We start from the raw sequence: 18,824 nt of genomic DNA, 5'->3' as shown, positions 1-18,824 counted from the left end.
GCCCAAGCCCGTGCCGCCTCCCGAAGGCGCCAGCGTCCTCGCCGGCACCCTGGCCGACTTCACCGCCGCGTGTGACGCGGACCTCGAGCGCACCCGCACGCAGGTGACCGCCATCAAGGCGCTGGACGCGCGCAAGGACGGCCAGGCCGTGCTCGCCGCCTATGACGAGGCCCAGGGCTCGCTGTTCGCCGCGGCCAACCGCTCCAGCCTCGCGCGCGAGGTGCACCCAGACGCGGCCTTCCGCGACGCCGCGCGCGAGTGCGAGCAGCGCGTGGACTCCGCCAACGTGGCGCTGTCCCAGGACCGCGGCGTGTATGACGTGCTGGCCGCGGTGGACCTGTCCAGCGCGGACGCGGCGACCCGGTACTGGATGGAGCGCGCGCTGCTCGACTTCCGCCGCGCCGGCGTGGACCGCGACGACGCCACCCGCGCCAAGGTGAAGTCGCTCAACGAGGAGCTGCTCAAGCTGGGGCAGCAGTTCAGCAAGAACATCGCCGAGGACGTCCGCGAGGCGACCTTCACGCCCTCCGAGCTGGACGGCCTGCCGGAGGACTACCGCGAGGCGCACCCGCCGGGCGGGGACGGACGGGTGGTCATCACCACCAACTACCCGGACTACTTCCCTTTCATGACGTACGCGAAGGACGCGAAGGCGCGCGAGAAGCTGTGGCGCACCTACCGTCAGCGCGCGTACCCGGCCAACCAGGACGTGCTGGCGCGGCTCATCACCAGGCGCCACGAGCTGGCCACGCTGCTGGGCTACGCGAGCTGGGCCGCGTACACCACCGAGACGAAGATGACGCGCACGCAGCAGGCCGCCGCGGACTTCATCGACCGGCTGGGCGTGGCCACCGAGGCCCGCGCGAAGCAGGAGTACGCGCAGTTGCTGGCGCGCAAGCAGCAGGACATCAAGGGCGCCAAGGTGCTGGAGCCCTGGGACCAGGACTTCTACGAGGACCGGCTGCGCGCGGAGCGCTTCAGCTTCGACTCGCAGGCGGTGCGGCCCTACTTCGAGTACAGCCGGGTGAAGGCGGGGGTGATGGACATCACCTCGCGCATCTGGGGCATCACCTACAAGCCGGTGAAGGACGCCCGGGTGTGGCAGCAGGAGGTGGAGACCTACGACGTGTTCGATGGCGACACGCTGCTGGGCCGCATCTACCTGGACATGCACCCGCGTGACGACAAGTACAAGCACGCGGCGCAGTTCGACCTCGTCGCGGGCCAGGCTGGCAAGCGCTACCCGGAGGCGTCGCTGGTGTGCAACTTCGCGCGCCCCGGCGAGCTGATGACGCACGACGAGGTGGAGACCTTCTTCCACGAGTTCGGCCACCTGCTGCACGCCATCTTCGGCGGGCAGCTGAAGTGGGCGGGCATCGCGGGCACCCGCGTGGAGTGGGACTTCGTGGAGACGCCGTCCATGCTGCTCCAGCAGTGGGCGGGCAGCCCGGAGGTGCTGAAGGAGTTCGCGAAGCACCACGAGACGAACCAGCCCATCCCCGCGGAGCTGGTGGAGAAGCTCCGCGCGTCGAAGGAGTTCGGCCAGGGCCTGTGGGCGCGGCGGCAGCTGTTCCTGTCCGCGGTGAGCCTGGACTACTACTCGCGCGAGCCGGGCTTCGACACCACCGAGGCCCTGGTGGCCTTGCAGAACAAGCTCAGCCCCTTCAAGCACGAGCACCGTGACGGCACGCACTTCGAGGTGGCCTTCGGGCACCTGGATGGCTACTCGGCGGCGTACTACACGTACCTCTGGTCCTCCGTCATCGCGAAGGACCTGGAGACCGAGTTCCAGAAGAAGGGCTTCCTCGACCGGGAGACGGCGATGAAGTACCGCCGCACCGTGCTGGAGCCCGGTGGCTCCAAGCCCGCCGCCGAGCTGGTGAAGGACTTCCTCGGGCGCGAGTACGGCTTCGACGCGTACCGCGCGTACCTCGACGCGAAGTAGCCCGCGGTTCCCTCACCGGGAACTTCGCTACCCACTCGCGCCAAACTCTTCCCAGCGCGCGTCCGGGTAGCCAACGCCGTCTGGCCCCCTGAAACAACGGAGAAGTCCGACAGGCCACGCGCCTGGGTGGAGAGCCCCTTGCTACGACTCCGGCTGTCCCGGCTTCGGATGGGGCAGTGTGGAGGGGGGGTAGCCGACGTGACACCTATGCATCGACGACGAGGGGGCTGGCGCTTCCTTGCGGGCGTGACTCTCGCCCTGCTGGTGACCAGCTGCACCGATGACGACCCGATGGCGCGGGTCAAACCCGACGAGGAGGTGCCAGTAGAGCCGGTTCCACCGGGGTATCCCCCGGTGGAAGGCGAGTGCGAGAACGCGCCCCAGAATCCGGGACGCGTCACGCTCCACCGCCTCAACCGCGCGGAATACAACGCCACCGTGCGGGACCTGCTGGGGGACACCACCCAGCCGGCCAACGACTTCCCCATTGATGACCACGGCTACGGCTTCGACAACATCGCCGATGTGCTCTCGCTGTCGCCGCTGTTGATGGAGAAGTACTCCGCCTCGGCGGAGCGGCTGGTGAATGACGCCTGGACGCGCGGCGTCTTCAACGCCTGCGCGCTGGACCCGCTCAACCCGGCGCCGTGCGCGCACGAAATCCTCTCTGACTTCGCCCGCCGCGCCTGGCGCCGGCCGGTGCAGCAGGCGGAGATTGACAAGCTGATGACCTTCGTCAGCCTGGCGGGCCAGCACGGAGACCCACCCGAGGTGGGCGTGAAGCTGGCCCTGCGTTCGGTGCTCGTCTCACCGCACTTCCTCTTCCGGGTGGAGAAGGACGCGCCACCGGGAAGCACCGAGCCGTACACGCTCGACAACTTCGAGCTGGCCAGCAGGCTCTCCTACTTCCTGTGGAGCAGCATGCCGGACGACGCGCTGTTCGCCGCCGCTGAAGCGGGGCAACTGAGCGACCCCGCGGGGATGGAGGCCCAGGTGCGGCGCATGCTCGCGGACCCGAAGGCACGCGCGCTGGTGGAGAACTTCGCCGGCCAGTGGCTCTTCACCCGCGCGCTGGGCACCGCCACACCGGACGGCACGCTCTATGGCGCGTTCAACGAGGAGCTGCGCGCCGCCATGCGCACGGAGACGGAGCTCTTCTTCGCGGAGTTCATCTCCGGCGACCACAAGCTGAAGGACCTCGTCGACGCGCCGTTCACCTACGTGAACGACCAGCTGGCCGCCCACTACGGCCTGCCCTTGCCCGGCAGCCCCACGCACCAGCGCGTGGAGCTCACGGGCCACCCGGAGCGCAGCGGCATCTTCGGCAAGGGCTCGCTGCTCACCGTCACGTCCAACCCGGACCGCACCTCACCGGTGCAGCGCGGCGTCTGGGTGCTGGAGCAACTGCTGTGCTCGGCGCCGCCGCCGCCGCCGCCGGACGTGGAGAACCTGCCGCCGCCCATCTCTCCGGACATGACGATGAAGGAGCGCATGGCGCTGCACCGCAGCGCGCCGGCGTGCCAGGGCTGCCACCGGCTGATGGACCCGCTGGGGCTGTCGATGGAGAACTTCGACCCCATTGGCCGCTGGCGCCTCCAGGAGGTGAGCGGCGCGCCCGTGGACGCAACGGGTGACATGCCCGACGGCGCCATCCTCAACGGCGTGCGCGACATGCAGCGCTACCTCAAGGAGGACCCCAAGCTGACCAACTGCATCACCGAGCACATGCTCACCTATGCCACGGGCCGGGGCCTGAACGAGGCCGACCACTGCGCGGTGAAGGATGTCGCCACCAAGGCCGAGGCCCGCGGTGGGCGGCTCGTCGACTACATCCTCAGCATCGTCTCGAGCAGCCACTTCACGCAGCGTGGCGCGGAGGAGGAGCAGACGCCATGAGCAAGAAATTCAGACTCTCGCGAAGGACCGTCCTGCGGGGGACGGGGGCGCTGATGGCGCTGCCCCTGCTGGAGCAGATGCTCCCCCGCAACGCGCACGGCGCGCCGGGCACCGTGCCCCGAAGGCTCGCCGTCTTCTACACGCCCAATGGCATCCACATGCAGAAGTGGACGCCCAGCACGGAGGGTCCCGCGTGGGAGCTGACGCCCACGCTGGAGCCCCTGGCGGCGGTGAAGAACGACCTGCTGGTCGTCTCCGGCCTAGCGAACATGCCCGCCTTCCCGGAGGGCGACGGGCACCATGCCGCCGCCACCGGCGCGTTCCTGACCTGCGCCAAGGTGTTCAAGACGGAGGGCACCAACATCCGCGTGGGCATCTCCATGGACCAGGTCATCGCCAACCACCTGACGGCGACGCGGGCCACCCGCTACGGGTCCATGGAGCTGGGCATCGACGCGGGCCGCGGCATCGGCAACTGCGACTCTGGCTACGCGTGCCCGTATGCCAACAACATCGCGTGGTCGGGGCCACGCACGCCGGTGGCGAAGGAGACCAACGCGCAGGCCGCGTTCAACCGGCTCTTCGCGGGCGGCATCCCCGGAGAGACGCAGGCGCAAATCGAGAAGCGGCGCGCGTACGGCAAGAGCATCATCGACGTCGTGCGCGATGACGCCACCGCGCTGCAGGGACAACTGGGCGCCTCGGACCTGCAGAAGCTGGATGAGTACTTCACCAGCGTGCGGGAGCTGGAGAAGCAGGTGGAGGACGTGTCCGTCCCCTCCATCGCCTGCGCTCCGGGAGTCGCGCCCATCGAGTCCGAGGACCCGACGGCGAAGACCAAGGCGATGATGGACCTCATCGTCCTCGCCTTCCAGTGCGACCTCACCCGCGTGGCCACCTTCATGCTGGCCAACGCGCGCGCCAACAAGGTCTACCCCTTCCTGGGGCTCAGCGGCGCACACCACACGTACTCGCACCACCAGAAGGTGCAGTCCAACTACGACGCGCTCGCCACCATCGACAAATGGGAGGTGACGCTCCTCCAGTACCTGCTGGAGCGCATGAAGTCGGTCATCGAGGTCAACGGCATGTCGCTGCTCGACAACTCCATCGTCTACTTCTCCAGCGAGATCGGCGACGGGGACTCTCACAACCACGTCGACCTGCCCATCATCCTGGCGGGCAGGGGCGGCGGCGCGCTCACGCCGGGCCGGCACGTCCGCTACCAGAAGGACCCGCTGGCCAACCTGTACATCTACCTGATGCAGGCCATGGGCGTGCCCAACGTCACCACCTTCGGTGACGACGGGACGGGCCCGCTGCCGGGCCTGGTGTAGGCCCCGCGGCCCCGTGCGCGGCGGAGCATGCGAGCGGGCGGCCCACCGCCCGCCGTGCCCGCCGCGCACGCTTCACATGCATGCGCGGGCGTCGTGGCGCATCATCCCCCGCATGCCTTCCTTCTCCCGCGCCTCCCACTGGTCCTCCCTGCTCTTGCTGACGCTGCTCGGCTGCGCGGGCGGTGGCACCCAGCAGGGGCGCGGGCAGAACGCCACCTCCCGGCAGGCCGTGACCGCCAGGCAGCCCGCCGCGGCCCCGAAGCCCAAGGCGCCGGAGCCACGCGCGGCCCTTCCCGCCGCGAAGGATTTCTCTCGGGACATGGTGACCGCGCACAACCTGGCGCGCTCCCGGGCCCAGCCCGCCCCCAAGCCCGCGCTGCCGCCGCTGGCCTGGTCCACCCAGGCCGAGCGCAAGGCCGCGTCCTGGGCGAAGGCCTGCAAGTTCGAGCACAACCCGGACCGGGGCGACTTCGGAGAGAACCTCGCCGCCGCCACGCCCGGCGCGTGGACCACGTCCCAGGTGGTGAAGAGCTGGGCGGACGAAGCCGCGGACTACGACTACCGGCGCAACACCTGCCAGAAGGGCAAGGTGTGCGGGCACTACACGCAGGTGGTGTGGCGCAAGACGGCGACCGTGGGGTGCGCCACGGTGCTGTGCAACAAGAACTCGCCGTTCGGCGCGCGGTTCCCCACCTGGCAGCTCTGGGTGTGCAACTACGCGCCGCCGGGCAACTGGGTGGGTCAGCGGCCCTACTGAGCGCCCGTGCCCTCCGGGGCCGGTGCGTCCCGGGTGCCGGACACTCACGCGGCGGGAGGTGACGGACCTCCGCCTGCCGTCGGATAATCCACCCCATGCTCCGCTCCATGCCCCGCTCCCTCCGGCCGCTCGGCCTGCTCCTCCCCCTGGTCCTCACCGGCTGTGGCTCCGACACCCCCGGCGAGGGAGACGGTGACGGCGACACCGAGCCGCTGGTCATGACGCAGTTCGACCGCGACATGCTGGCCGCGCACAACGCCGCGCGGAGGGACGTGTCGCCCGCGGCCACCCCCGCGCTGGAGGACCTGACGTGGGACGAGCAGGCGACGCGCACGGCGAAGGCCTACGCCGCGCGGTGCCAGTTCTCACACAACCCCGACCGCGGCAACCTGGGGGAGAACCTCACCGCCGCCTCGTCCAGCGCCATGGGCGCCCAGGGCGTGGTGCAGGGCTGGGTGGACGAGGCCGCCCACTACGACCACGCCGCCAACACCTGCGCGAGCGGCAAGGTCTGCGGCCACTACACCCAGGTGGTGTGGCGTGGCACGCGAGCCCTGGGCTGCGCCGTCCAGGAGTGCACGACGAACTCGCCCTTCGGGGACCGGTTCCCCAACTGGACGCTCTGGGTGTGCAACTACGCGCCGCCGGGCAACTACGTGGGCCAGCGCCCCTACTGACGCAGGTGCTGGTCCAGGAAGGCCGCCACCTGCTGCCAGGCGCCCGCGGCGGCCTGCGCGTCGTAGCGCTCACCCGACGGGTTGGCGAAGGCGTGCTCCGCCTCGAACTCCAGGATGTAGTGCCGCACGCCCGCCTCATCCAGGGCCTGCCGGAAGGCCTGCACCGTCTCCAGCGGGATGGACGGGTCCTTCGTGCCGAAGATGCCCAGCACCGGCGCGCGGATGGCGGCGAGCTCCCGCGCGTCCGTCACCGGGTTGCCGTAGTAGAGGACCGCCGCGTCCAACTCCGGCAGGGCCATGGCCGCGCGCAGGGACCAGCCGCCCCCGAAGCACCAGCCGATGGTGCCCGTGCGCGGCGCCCGCACCCGCGCGTCCTGCTGGAGGAAGGTGTGCGCGGCCGTCAGCGTCGCCTGCGCGCGCGCCGGGTCCACGGCCTTGAGCAGCGCCAGCGCCTCCTCCCGCGTGGTGGCCACCTTGCCGCCATACAGGTCCACCGCCAGCGCGGCGTAGCCCTCCGCGGCCAGCCGGTCCGTCCAGTGGCGGATGTGGTCATTGAGCCCCCACCACTCGTGGATGACGATGACGGCGGGCTGCGGCCCCTGGGCGCCCGCGGGCAGGCTCAGGTAGGCCTTCGTGCCGGCCACCTCCACCTCCTGGCCCTCGAGCACCGGCGGCGCGTCCTCGCGCAGCGTGTGCAGCGCCTTGAACTCCGACTCGGAGACGGCGCCCGTGGCGGCCGGCTCGCGGCGCACTTCCCGGGCACGGCCCTGGACGCAGGCGCTCAGCAGCAGCGCTCCCATCATCAACAGCAGGCCCTGGCGCATGATGTGTCGACCTCCGTGGGTTGGCCCGTCCCCGCGGCGGGGACGCTGGCGGCTGGTGGACTACTCCGGGGCAGCGCCCCGCGCCACCTCCGGTGCCCGCGAACGCGAAGAGGGCTGGGAGGGAAGAATCCCCCGCCAGCCCCCTCAAGCGTCCCGCGTGAAGACGGGGACTACTTCTTCTCGACCGCGGAGGGCTTGCCCGCCGGCGGCGTGCCGCCCATGGCCGGCATCTCCGGCGGCTTGACGATCTCCAGCAGCTCCACCTCGAACACCAGGGCGGCCCCGCCCGGGATGTTCGGCGGCGCGCCGCGGTCACCGTAGGCGATGTCGGACGGGCACACGAGCTTGGCCTTGCCGCCCACCTTCATCTTCTGCACGCCCTCGGTCCAGCACTTGATGACACCCTGGAGCGGGAACTGCGTGGGCTCGCCACGCTTGTGCGAGCTGTCGAACTCGGTGCCGTCCGGCAGCGTGCCGCGATAGTGCACCTTCACGATGTCCGACGCCTGGGGCGACGCGCCCGTACCGGCGGTCAGCTCCTTGTAGATGAGGCCGGACTCGGTCTTCTGGGCGCCCTCTTCCTTCGAGGCCGTCTCCAGGAACGCCTTCGCCTTCTCCTTCTCGGCCTCCGCCTTGCGGGTGCTGCGCGCGCGCGCCAGCTCCTGCAGCTTCGGGCCGTACGTCTCCAGGTCCACCGCGGGCTTGTCGCCCTTCACCTGCGCGGTGATGCCCGCCTTGACGTACTCCAGCTCCTCGGGCGTCATGTCGAACACGCTCACGCTGCGGCCAATGGACAGGCCAAGCGCGTACAGCGTCTTCTGGTCTTCCGTCTGGGGGTTCGCGCTCGCGCCGGGCGCCGTCGCCGTCGCCGTCGCCGCCGTCGTCGAATCCGTCTTGCCCTGCTGCTGGCAGCCCGCCAGCACCAGCATTCCCGCGACCAGCCAAGTCTTCCGCATGTCGTTGCCCTTCCTTGCCTTTTGGAGCGGCAGTGAGACATCGCCGCAGTCAGTTCTGGGGGGCGACTTACTACAGAAATGGCCTGACTTCCGGTTCGACAGCACACCGGGAGCATCCCCGTTCCTGGGCGACACCCCGCCCGCCCCCAGGGCGACCGCCTGTCCGCGCCAGGGGGTGGGTCTTTTCATTACCCACTCCGCCCGGCGTCAGCCCTCGCCCGCCTCCAGGTAGCCCAGCAGGGGCGCCAGCACGGGCGTGAGGCGCTTGTAGGTCGCGGTGTCGGAGGGCACGGAGCGCAGCACGCGAGCCAGCCGCTGCCGCCGGCCGGGGGCGTCCACCTCCGAGGCCACCGGGGCCACGTAGGTGTGGATGGTGAAGAGGACGGCGCGCGTGCGGGGCAGCCGGGTGAGCGTCTGGCGCTCCAGGCGGAGGAAGCAGCGCTCGCCCGCGTTGTCCGGGGTGATGCCGTCGAACAGGTGCCGCCACTCCGGCAGCGTGCGCGGCTCCAGGTCCAACCGCTCCGTGACGCTGATGGCCCAGTTGCAGCGCGTGACGGGGCGCCCGGGCTTCAGGCCCTCCATCAGCTTCAGCGTAGAGGGCCCCAGCTTCGCGTTGAACTGGGGCACCGGCGCGTGGACGGCCAGCAGCGGCCGGCCCATTTTGTCCCCCAGGCACCACCCGGAGGGGAAGCACAGCTGGCCCGCCACCAGAGGGAACCCCTCACGCGTGCCGTCCAGCAGCAGCAGGTCCTCCTGCACCTGCCGGCCAAACCAGTCCAGCGGCGCCAGCGGCAGGCTCGCCGCGTCCCCCGGCGTGAAGTGCGTCCGCGTGCCCAGCAGGTGGTTGTGCCAGCACCAGCGCGCGCCCTCCGCCTCCAGGGAGAAGTGCTCCGGCGATTGACGCGCCATGGCGGGCAGCAGCACCGTCAACGTCTCCCATTGGAGCGCCTCCGTCCCGGGTTCTCCCTGAAAGCGCTCGGCGTTCCCCGCCGTCAGCAGCGCCGCCTTCAACGCCACCTCGTCCGCATAGCGCGGCGCGTCTACTTCGATGAGTGTCTCTTCGGGCCTCAGCGCACGCACGCCCAGCGACATTGAAAAGACATCCTGCTCGAAGGGGAAGTAGGGCAGCACCGCGTCGACCTCTCATGAAGGATGGGAGCAATTTATCAACCGTGTTGCAGAACGCATCGCGTCACGGGAAGCCGGGCTGTTTTTGGTGTCTCACCCTTGAGGTTGTTCATCTTCACAGGGAGGATTCGCACGGTCCTGGCTGCGCCCTGAAGCCCCATGCTCGGGCGCCAGCAGGCGCAGCACTTCCACAGGAGATACCTGATGCATCCTCTGCCGCTGTCGCGCGCGCCCCGTGCCGTGCTCCTGGCCCTCGTGGGTCTGCTTGCCCTCCCCGCCTGTTCGGATGATGGCGATGACCGTCCGGATGCGGGCCAGCCGGACTCTGGCACGCCCGGGGACGCGGGCACGGGGGACGCGGGCAGTGACGCGGGCATCCCGGACGACGGAGGCACCGGCGGTGACGGAGGCTCCATGGCGTGGCCGCAGGACTTCTCCTGCGAGGGCAAGGAGCAGACCACGCTGACGTTCAACCCGGGCCAGGAGCAGGAGCTCCAGGACGCGGTGAACGCGCTGGCGGAGTGCACCACCATCGAGCTGGGCGCGGGCACCTTCCAGTTCGACAACGCCATCACCCTGCGCGCCAACGGCATCACCGTGAAGGGCGCTGGCAAGGGTGCCCAGGGCGAGGCCACCGGCGGCGAGGCCAGCACTGTGCTGGACTTCTCCAACGCGGCGGCGAACACCAACGGCTTCGACGTGGTGGGCAAGCTCTTCACGGTGAGCGACCTGGCCGTCTGGAACGCGAAGAAGGATGGCCTGCGCATCGAGTCCTCCAGCAACGTGAACATCCAGCGCATCCGCACCGAGTGGGCCCAGGAGAACCTGGAGAGCAACGGCAAGTACGGCATCTACCCGGTGAAATCGATGTACGTCCTCGTGGAGGATTGTGAGGCGTACAACGCCGCCGACGCGGGTATCTACGTCGGCCAGACGCAGCACACCATCGTCCGGCGGAACGTGGCGAAGAAGAACGTGGCGGGCATCGAAATCGAGAACACGAAGTACGCCCACGTCGCGAACAACATCGCGCAGGACAACACCGCGGGCCTGGTCGTGTTCGACCTGCCGGGCAACCCCATCCGGGGCACGGACGTCTACATCGCCCACAACACCATCACCGGAAACAACCGCCCCAACTTCGCCTCCGTGCAGGCCAGCAGCAGCACCGTGTCCCAGGTCCCCGCCGGCACCGGCACCTTCATCCTGGCCTCGCGCCGGGTGGAGCTGGAGCACAACACGTGGGGCGACAACAACACGGTGGACATCGCCATCCTCAGCGGGCTGGCCATTGAGTCCGACCCCATCCAGTGGGCGGCCGGCTTCTTCAACTACCCCAGCCAGGACATCTCCATCCACGACAACACCTTCACCGGTGGCAGCGGCCGTCTGGTGGACAACGGCACGCCGGACCCGGAGCGCCGTCCGCTGGGCGCGCTGGTGAGCGCCGTCTACCAGTACGGCGCCGCGGTCCACGGCGTGACGGGCGTGGAGCACGTGCTGTGGGACGGCATCGACCCGGCACCTCGCGATGAGAGCCTGGCCAACCCCATCAACATCTGCTTCACGCGCAACACGCTGCCGGAGAGCACGCAGGCCTCGGTGGTGGACCTCGACCTGCAGGCCGTGAGCGCCCACCTCATGACGGGCACCCCCGACCTGGCCGCCGCCTGGGGGGAGACGCGCCGCTATGTCCAGGCCGACGAGCCCTACAACTGCTCGGGCTTCACCCCGGCCCTGACCATCCGCTGAGACCTCGTGAAGAACGGACGCATGCACAGGCCGTTCATCCCGGGACTGGGCCTCGCCGCGGTGCTGGTGACCGCGGCGCTGGCCTCGTGCGGCGGTGACAAGGACGGCGTGACGCCGACGCCGGACGCCGGAGGCGGGTTCGAGTTCGACTCCGGGTACCCACCCGAGGACAGCGGCACCCCGGACGCGGGTGACGACGACGCGGGCACGGGTGACGCGGGCGAGGACGCCGGCACGCCCGAGGACGCGGGGACACCCGAGGACGCGGGCACGCCAGACGCCGGGCCTGCGTTTCCGCCCAGCACCCTGTCGGGCTTCGGCCTCTTCACCGGGACACCCGCGTCGGGTGGGCTCCAGCCGGTGGAGGGGAACGTCCCCTATGCGCTGACCACGCCGCTCTTCTCCGACTACTCGGTGAAGTCCCGCACGCTGTACATCCCGCCGGAGGCGCAGGCCGGGTACTCGGCGCACGACGTGCTGGACCTGCCGGTGGGCACCATCATCACCAAGACGTTCGCCTTCCCCGCGGACCTCCGCGTCCCGGAAGAGAACGTGCGCGTCATCGAGACGCGCGTGCTGGTGCACCGGCCCGGAGGCTGGGAGGCCTTTCCCTACTTCTGGAACGAGGCCCAGACGGAGGCCACGCTGGCCAACGGCGGCCGCGTCGTCCGCGGCGTGAGCTTCATTGGCGAGGACGGCGAGGAGCGGACGCTGGACTACCTGGTGCCCAGCAAGAACCAGTGCCTGAAGTGCCACCATCTCCAGGACGCCCAGGAGAACCAGGTGCTGTTGCCCATTGGCGTGAAGGCCCGCTACCTCAACCAGGAGCATGATTACGGCGACGGGCCCATCAACCAGCTCCAGCACCTGGCCAACCTGGGCCGGCTGACGGGGCTGCCTCCCATCGACCAGGTCCCCCGCGAGCCGAACGCGTTCGACGAGGAGGCGGGCTCGCTGGAGCGGCGCGCGCGCGCCTACCTGGACATCAACTGCGCGCATTGCCACAACCCGAAGGGGACGGCGGGCACCACCAGCCGGCTGTTCCTCAACGTGGACAACACGGATGAGTTCACGTTGGGCGTGTGCAAGCGGCCGGGCTCCGCGGGCGGCGGGGTGGGCGGTGAGTTCGACATCGTCCCCGGCGACCATTCCGTGTCCATCCTCTGGTACCGCATGCACACCGAGGAGTCGGGGAAGATGATGCCGGAGCTGGGCCGCGTGCTTCGCCACGACCAGGGCTCACGGCTCATCGCCGACTGGATTGACGCCATGGAGCCACGCTCCTGCAAGTAGGTCCGTCCGAGCGCTGACGAGCGGCCCCTCCGTGCCCTGTGCGCGGAGGGGCTTCTCGTTTCCGGTGCGTGACGGCCGCGCCGCGTGACAGGGCGCGCGGGTGCCGCATAATCGCGGGTACATGTCCCTGCCCACGCTGCTCCGGGCCGCGGGTGCCGCCGCGCTCGTCCTGCTCGCCGCCTGCCGCATCGAGTCCGCCGCGCCCTCGGCCGGGCCCACGCTGGCGCGCGAGGGCACGCCCTCCGGAGACGTCTGGGTCTACACGTCCATGTACCGGCACGTCCTGGACGCGCTGGAGCCGCTGCTGAAGGCGCGGCTGCCCGGCGTCCGGGTGCGCTGGTATCAGGCGGGCAGTGAGAAGGTGGCCAGCCGGCTGGAGGCGGAGCGCGCCGCCGGGGCCATCCGCGCGGACCTGCTGGCCACCTCCGACCCGTTCCTCTACGAGCGACTGGCCCGTGACGGCGCCCTGCTCCGCTATGCCTCGCCCAACGTGCTCCGCGTGCCCCGCGCCCTGGTGGACCTGGACGCGCGCTACGCGGCCCTGCGCCTGTCCACCATGGTCCTGGTGCACCGGAGGGACGGGCCCCCGCCGCCCACCTCCTTCGCGGCGCTCGCGGAAGGTCCGTGGACGGGACGCGTGGCGATTGGAGACCCGCTGACGTCGGGCACCGCCTTCACCTGGGCCGTGTTCTGCGACGCGAAGCACGGCGAGTCCTTCTTCCCGGGCCTGCGCCAGCGAGGCGCCATCGTCGCGGGAGGCAACGCGGCGGTGCTCCAGAAGGTGGAGAGCGGCGAGGCGGATGCGGGCGTGTTGCTCCTGGAGAACGCGCTCGCGGCCCAGGCCCGCGGCAGTCCCATCCAGGTGGTGTGGCCCACCGATGGCGCCGTCGTCATCCCCGGCCCCGCGGCCCTCTTCGCGACGACGCCCAACCCCGTGGCGGCGAAGGCGGTGGTGGACGTGCTGCTGTCCCCCGAAGGCCAGCGCATCATCGTGGAGCAGGGAGACATGCACGCGGTGGACCCCAGGCTCGCGGGTCCCAAGGGAGAGGCCGGTGTCTCCGAGCTGCTGGAGCGCGCGCGCCCGTGGACACCCGAGCTGCTCGAACACGGGCTCGCGCGGGGCGGCGCCGTGAAGGAGCGCTTCCGCCAGGCCTTCTCGCAATGAGCGCGGCGGCGTCCAAATCCCAGTGGCTGGGGCTCGGCCTGTGGCTGGTGCCGGTGCTCTGCTTCTCCGTGCTCCCGGTGGCCGCGCTGCTCTGGCGAGGTCTGGGGCCCGCCGGGACGGGGGGCCTTGGCTGGCTGCTCGCCGAAGGTGGGGCGCTGGGGAACACGCTGCGCATCGCCACGGGCGCGGCGGCGCTGGCCTTCGCCTTGGGGACACCGCTGGCGCTGGTGCTGCAACGCACCGACCTGCCCCTGCGCGGGGCCTTCACGGTGCTGTTCACCCTGCCCTCCGCCGTGCCCGCGTTCATCTGGGGCATGGGCTGGTTGTCGCTCGCGAGCCCTCGCGCGGGGTACCTCAACCGGCTGCTCGGCGCTGACACCTTCGACATCTACGGCCCCGCGGGCATCGCCTTCGTGGAGGGCGTGTCCGGCCTCCCGCTGGTGCTGTTGGCGGGCGCGGCGGCCCTGCGACGGGTGGACCCGGCGGTGGAGGAAGCCGCGCGTGTCTGCGGGGCTTCGACGGCCCGTGCGCTGCTGACCACCACGCTGCCGCTGGCGCTGCCCTCCCTGCTGTCGGGCGCGGTCATGGTGTTCCTCATGGCGGCCTCGTCCTTCGGCGTGCCGTACCTGCTGGGCGTGTCGGCCTCGCCGCCCACGCGCGTGCTCACCACGCGCATCTATGAGCTGGTGCTGGTGGGCGGTGACCAGGGCCTGGCGCGCGCCGCGCAACTGGCGACGTCGCTGCTGCTGCTCGCCCCCCTGGCGATGGGGGTGACGTGGGCGCTGGGCCGGGCCGGCCGCGTCCGCCTCAGCGCGGGCAAGGGCCTGTCCTCCCGTCCCCTCCCGCTGGGGCGCGCACGCGGGCCCGTCCTGGGCGCGGTGAGCCTGACGGCCGCGGCGCTGGTGCTGCTCCCGTTGGGGGCCATCCTCCTCACGTCGCTCCAGCGCAGCTTCGGCGCGGCGCTGACCTGGGAGACGCTGACGCTGACGCACTGGGCGGGCGTGCTGCTGGAGCCGCGCACGCTGCGGGCCACGGGGCGCAGCGTCCTGCTGGCGGCGGGCGCGGGGGGCCTGGTGTGTGGCCTGGGGCTCGCGGCGGCGGTACTGCGACGCGGGCTGCGCCGCCTGGGCACGGGCGTGGAGGCGCTGGCGGTGTGGCCCTACGCGGTGCCGGGGACGGTGCTGGCCCTGGCGCTGCTGCTCGCGTTCTCCCGGGACGTGCGCTTCATCCTGATGGACCGCGTCGCCTTCGTGCTCGCGCTGGCCCACACGCCGTGGCTGCTGCTCATCGCCTACGTGGCGAAGTACCTCGCGCTGGGCGCGCGCAGCAGCGAGGAGGCGCTCGCGCAACTGGACGCCTCGCTCACCGAGGCCGCGCGGGTGAGCGGCGCCGGCCCCTGGCGCGCCTTCGTGGATGCGCCCCTGCCCTTGCTGCGGCCGGCGCTCACCGCGGCCTTCGTCCTGGCGTTCCTCGCGTGCGCGACGGAAATCACGATGTCCGTCCTGCTGGTGCCCGCGGGGACCGAGGTGCTGGGGACGCTGCTGTTCGAACTCCAGAGCTACGCGGACCCCGCCGCCGCCGCGGTGCTGGCGTGTGCCTTCATCGCGCTGGTGGTGGTGGGACAGGCCCTGCTCGCGCTGCTGACGCGGCGGCCCGCGGACACGCGGTGAGGGCGGAGCCGCCCGGCCTCGCCAGGAAGCCGCCGGCTCCCTGGCGAGGTCTTCAGGCCCTTCACGCCATTACATGCACGCGCAGTACACGCCCCGGATGCAGTGCCCGAAGCCCTCACCGCAGAAGTAGTCACAGTCCGAGTTGCGCACGCAGATGGCCTGCGCGGACTCCGGCGCGTTGGCCTCGGCCGTGGAGGGCATGAACGCCATTCCGAAACCCGCCGTCAGTCCCACACCGAGCGCCATCAGCATCGCAATTCCATTCTTCTTCATCGCGTGACTCCTTTCGGGGAGCCTCCAGCCTAACAACAAACGACCGCGGCCGGGGTAGGCTCCGCCACCGCCGCATGAGCGACTTCCGACGCGCCACCCGTGACGACAACACCGCGCTGCTCGACCTGTTCGGCGCGGTGCCCATGCAGGGCGACCTGGTCCTCTCCTCGCGGCGAGCGCCCGACTACTTCGGCCTCTACGCCATGCAGCGCGGAGAGACGGAGGTCTGGGTCCACGGCGAGCAAGGCCGGCTGGACGGCATGGGCGCCGTGCACGTGCGCGACGGCTGGCTGGAGGGCCGTCCGTTCCGGGTGGGCTACCTGGGCGACCTGCGCACCCGCTTCTCCGCGCGCCGGAGCCGCGGCCTCGCGCGCTTCTACGGGCCCATGCTCGAGGAGAGCGCCCAGCGGCTGGGGGTGGACACCTTCCTCACGGCCGTCATGGCCTCCAATGCCACCGCGCTCCAGGCGCTCGTGCGGCGGCGCCCCGGGCGCGTGAGCCAGCCGCGCTACGCCCTGCTCCGCCGCTTCTCCGCCGTGTCCATCCAGTTCCTGCTCCGCCGCCGTCCCCAGCGCGGCGCCTTCGCCGTGCGGCGCGCCACGCCCGCGGACGTCCCCGCCGTCTCGGCGTTGCTGGACGCCGACCACCGCGCCCGTCCCTTCGGCTACCGCTTCGACACGGGGGAGTTGGAGCACCGCCTCTCCCACTGGCCCGGGCTGCGAATCGAAGACACCTACCTGGCCTTCGACGCGGCAGGCGCGCTGGTGGGCTGCACCACCGCCTGGAACCCCGAGGCCGTGAAGCGCTACCGCGTCCATGCCTACCGTGGAGGCATGCGCTGGGCGCGGTGGGGATGGAACACGCTGGCCACCGCGCTCCGCGCGCCGCGCCTGCCCGCGCCGGGCCGTGACTTCCGCTACTTCTACCTCTGCAACACCCACGTGCGCGGAGAAGACCCGGCCATCTTCAACGCGCTCGTGGAGCGGGTGTACGCGGACTTCCACGGCCAGGGCTTCCACTTCTTCACGCTGTACCAGGACGAAGTGGACCCGCTGGCGCCCGCGCTGAAGGGCTTCCTCCAGCGACGGCTCGACTTCCACCTCTACGCCGTGACGCCCGCCTCACGTCCTCGGGACACCTTCCCCGCCGGACGGACCGGCTTCGAAATCTGCCTGCCCTGACGCACGCTCACTCCGCCTGGAGCGTGAAGCGCCAGGGGACCTGCGCCAGGCCGGAGGCGCCGGCGAAGGTCAGCACATGGAGGCCGGAGCGGTCCGCGACGAACCGTCCGTCCCGCGCGTCCCACGGCAGGCCGCCGGGCTCCATGAACGACACGCGGAGCGCTCCGGCCTCCAGGTCCAGCCGGTAGGCGCGGCCCGCCTCCAGGCTGACGGAGAACACATCCGCGTCGATGGCCGTCTGCACCACGCCCGACACCGTGGCCGGCAGCGTCAGGGCCTGGGCCGTCCCGGCGTGGTCGCCGTAGTCATCGACGGCCACGTGCTCCAGCAGCAAGGAGAACGCCTCCGCGCCATTCAGGGGTTGGAACATCATCGTGACGGGCGCCGCGTTCCAGGCACTGAAGAGGTGGCGTCCGCCGCCCAGCTCCAGGATGCCCACCGCGCCCCGAGGGTTGAAGGACAGGTTCGGAGCAGGCGCGTAGGACGCCAGGTAGATGCCTCGGTCCTCGGCCTGGAAGACGACGGCGTCCGTGTCTTGCGGTGTCTCGAAGAGGCCCGAGAGCGGGGTCCCCGGCGTGATGAGCGTCGCCGTCTGCGGCGAGTCCCCGTGGTCATCCACGCCCGCGTCCACCAACGTCAGCGAGAAGGAGTGCGCCCAGAGGTCGCCGCCATCGACGAGGAGGTAGTACGTCCCGGCGCGCTCCACTCGGGCCCGCAGCCGGTCCGTGTCCGCCAGGGCCACGTTCCCCCCGTTCGCATCCACCACCTGGGCCGACCACCGCCCGGCCCCCTCCGTCCGCACCGTGTAGACATGCCCGGGCGCCCCCGTGAAGGAGAAGACCTCCACGTCCTCACGCGACTGGAGCGTGACTGGCACCGGGATGCCCGCCGTCACGGGCGTGGCGGTCTCCAGCGTGTCGCCATGCTCATCGGGGCCCAGGTCCTCGAAGCGGCAGGTGGAGTCCACCGGGGTGACGCCCTCCGGCCTCAGCACCACGAACCAGTCACGCTCGGACGTCGCCAGCAGGCCCACCGCGAGCGGCGCCCCTGACGAGCCCTGCGAAACCTCCGTTACCGCGCCGACAGAGGACAGCAGCATCATCTGAAGGAGCAGCCCGGGCGCCTGCTCGCAGATGAAGCGGTAGCCATGCCCCACCCGCGAACGGAAGGTGAACACATCCACGTCAGCGGACGAGGCGAGCCTCACCGGGAACGGAGCGCCAGCGCCCTCCCGCAGGAGGGTGGCTTCCTCCAACGTATTTCCGTGGTCGTCCACGCCCAGCGACATCAGGTGGTACGTGTAGCGCCCGTGTGAGCGCCCGCCAGAGACCTCGAAGTACCAGGTGCCCGGGACGAGCGTGGGCAACCACAAGACCGTGGCGCCATCGACATCGACGGGCATGTCCTGCGTGTTCCCAGCAGTGTCCAGCAACCGCACCCGGCACTCCGACAGCGTCAGCCGCGTGCAGGAGAAGCGGTACATGCCGCGCTCCGCCACGGTGATGGCGAACACGTCCCGGTCCCGCAGCTCCTCGCGCAGGCCCTCCTCGATGCGGCCCGCCCGGGGCGACATGGGGAGCGTCAGCACCGTCGCGCTGTCGGGCGCGCCCCCATGGTCATCCGGCTGCTTGAAGGCGGCGACCGAGCACGTCAGCCCCGCGGCATCCTCCCACGGCCCGCAGCGGCACATGGGCTGCCCCGCGTTGGAGAAGCAGGTGCCCGCGGTGCACCGCAGCCCCGCGCAGGCCACCTCATCCCCGGGCACCTCCACGGTGTTGCACGACGCCAGCCCCAGCACGAGGAGCAGCCCCACCGGCAGCAGCCCCACGGGCCGCGCGGAGCGCCGCGCACGCGCCATGACGTTCCGCCCTCTCATCCCCGCGTCGACACCATGCCGAAAGCATAGAACAGGACGCTGGCGCGACAACCGCGTCCAGGGCAAGGCCCGGCCCGGCGACCGTCGGACGCTG

General features: G+C 70.9%; 15 protein-coding genes. 10 read left to right on the top strand and 5 right to left on the bottom strand.

What is annotated here, in order from left to right; translation table 11 throughout:
- The 5 genes from G4D87_RS03185 to G4D87_RS03165 all read left to right on the top strand — a co-directional run.
- The coding region (locus G4D87_RS03185) for a M3 family metallopeptidase (RefSeq protein ID WP_205507402.1) at positions 1–1,945 on the top strand (1,945 nt) is incomplete at its 5' end.
- A gap of 246 nt (positions 1,946–2,191) precedes the next feature.
- Positions 2,192–3,841, top strand: coding sequence for a DUF1592 domain-containing protein (locus G4D87_RS03180; RefSeq protein WP_240357974.1), 1,650 nt, complete (start codon positions 2,192–2,194; stop codon positions 3,839–3,841).
- The gene (locus tag G4D87_RS03175; RefSeq protein ID WP_163778562.1) at positions 3,838–5,178 is read left to right on the top strand and encodes a DUF1552 domain-containing protein; all 1,341 of its coding nucleotides are present in this window, start codon (positions 3,838–3,840) and stop codon (positions 5,176–5,178) included. Before G4D87_RS03180 ends, G4D87_RS03175 begins: the two co-directional genes overlap by 4 nt.
- A gap of 76 nt (positions 5,179–5,254) precedes the next feature.
- Positions 5,255–5,935, top strand: a complete 681-nt coding sequence (locus G4D87_RS03170) for a CAP domain-containing protein (protein ID WP_163778559.1) — start codon at positions 5,255–5,257, stop codon at positions 5,933–5,935.
- A 95-nt stretch (positions 5,936–6,030) separates the two neighbouring features.
- Positions 6,031–6,612: a CAP domain-containing protein gene (locus tag G4D87_RS03165; protein ID WP_163778558.1), complete on the top strand. Its 582-nt coding sequence runs from the start codon at positions 6,031–6,033 to the stop codon at positions 6,610–6,612.
- Here the strand turns inward: G4D87_RS03165 and G4D87_RS03160 are convergent.
- From G4D87_RS03160 to G4D87_RS03150, 3 genes are all read right to left on the bottom strand, one after another.
- The gene (locus G4D87_RS03160) at positions 6,606–7,436 is read right to left on the bottom strand and encodes a dienelactone hydrolase family protein (RefSeq protein WP_163778556.1); all 831 of its coding nucleotides are present in this window, start codon (positions 7,434–7,436) and stop codon (positions 6,606–6,608) included. The genes G4D87_RS03165 and G4D87_RS03160 overlap by 7 nt on opposite strands.
- Before the next feature lie 170 nt (positions 7,437–7,606).
- A complete protein-coding gene (locus tag G4D87_RS03155; protein ID WP_163778554.1) occupies positions 7,607–8,392 on the bottom strand; it encodes an FKBP-type peptidyl-prolyl cis-trans isomerase in 786 nt (261 codons plus the stop codon).
- A gap of 207 nt (positions 8,393–8,599) precedes the next feature.
- A complete protein-coding gene (locus G4D87_RS03150) occupies positions 8,600–9,523 on the bottom strand; it encodes a heme-dependent oxidative N-demethylase family protein (RefSeq protein WP_163778552.1) in 924 nt (307 codons plus the stop codon).
- Positions 9,524–9,724: 201 nt separating this feature from the next.
- On the opposite strand from G4D87_RS03150, the gene G4D87_RS03145 reads away from it, so the two are divergent.
- The 4 genes from G4D87_RS03145 (at position 9,725) to G4D87_RS03130 (ending at position 15,400) form a co-directional block, all read left to right on the top strand.
- On the top strand, positions 9,725–11,272 hold the full coding sequence (locus tag G4D87_RS03145; RefSeq protein WP_240357973.1) for a parallel beta-helix domain-containing protein: 1,548 nt from the start codon (positions 9,725–9,727) through the stop codon (positions 11,270–11,272).
- A gap of 21 nt (positions 11,273–11,293) precedes the next feature.
- Entirely contained in the window at positions 11,294–12,565 is a 1,272-nt protein-coding gene (locus G4D87_RS03140) for an SO2930 family diheme c-type cytochrome (RefSeq protein ID WP_240357972.1), read from the top strand.
- 121 nt (positions 12,566–12,686) lie between these two features.
- Entirely contained in the window at positions 12,687–13,730 is a 1,044-nt protein-coding gene (locus G4D87_RS03135) for an ABC transporter substrate-binding protein (protein ID WP_163778545.1), read from the top strand.
- Entirely contained in the window at positions 13,727–15,400 is a 1,674-nt protein-coding gene (locus G4D87_RS03130; protein WP_163778542.1) for an ABC transporter permease, read from the top strand. Before G4D87_RS03135 ends, G4D87_RS03130 begins: the two co-directional genes overlap by 4 nt.
- 69 nt (positions 15,401–15,469) lie before the next feature.
- On the opposite strand, the gene G4D87_RS03125 is transcribed toward G4D87_RS03130, so the two are convergent.
- Positions 15,470–15,673: a hypothetical protein gene (locus G4D87_RS03125; RefSeq protein ID WP_163778539.1), complete on the bottom strand. Its 204-nt coding sequence runs from the start codon at positions 15,671–15,673 to the stop codon at positions 15,470–15,472.
- 74 nt (positions 15,674–15,747) lie between these two features.
- Between G4D87_RS03125 and G4D87_RS03120 the strand changes: the two genes are divergently transcribed.
- A complete protein-coding gene (locus G4D87_RS03120) occupies positions 15,748–16,854 on the top strand; it encodes a hypothetical protein (RefSeq protein ID WP_163778536.1) in 1,107 nt (368 codons plus the stop codon).
- Between the two features lie 7 nt (positions 16,855–16,861).
- Here the strand turns inward: G4D87_RS03120 and G4D87_RS03115 are convergent, their stop codons facing one another.
- Positions 16,862–18,712, bottom strand: a complete 1,851-nt coding sequence (locus G4D87_RS03115) for a hypothetical protein (RefSeq protein WP_240357971.1) — start codon at positions 18,710–18,712, stop codon at positions 16,862–16,864.
- Positions 18,713–18,824: the final 112 nt, after the last annotated feature.

Origin of the sequence: Myxococcus vastator (assembly GCF_010894475.1) — a bacterium.
GTDB classification, from domain to species: Bacteria; Myxococcota; Myxococcia; order Myxococcales; family Myxococcaceae; genus Myxococcus; species Myxococcus vastator.
The sequence above is the reverse complement of the archived record's forward strand: the minus strand, read 5'-3'. Positions and strand labels throughout refer to the sequence as shown.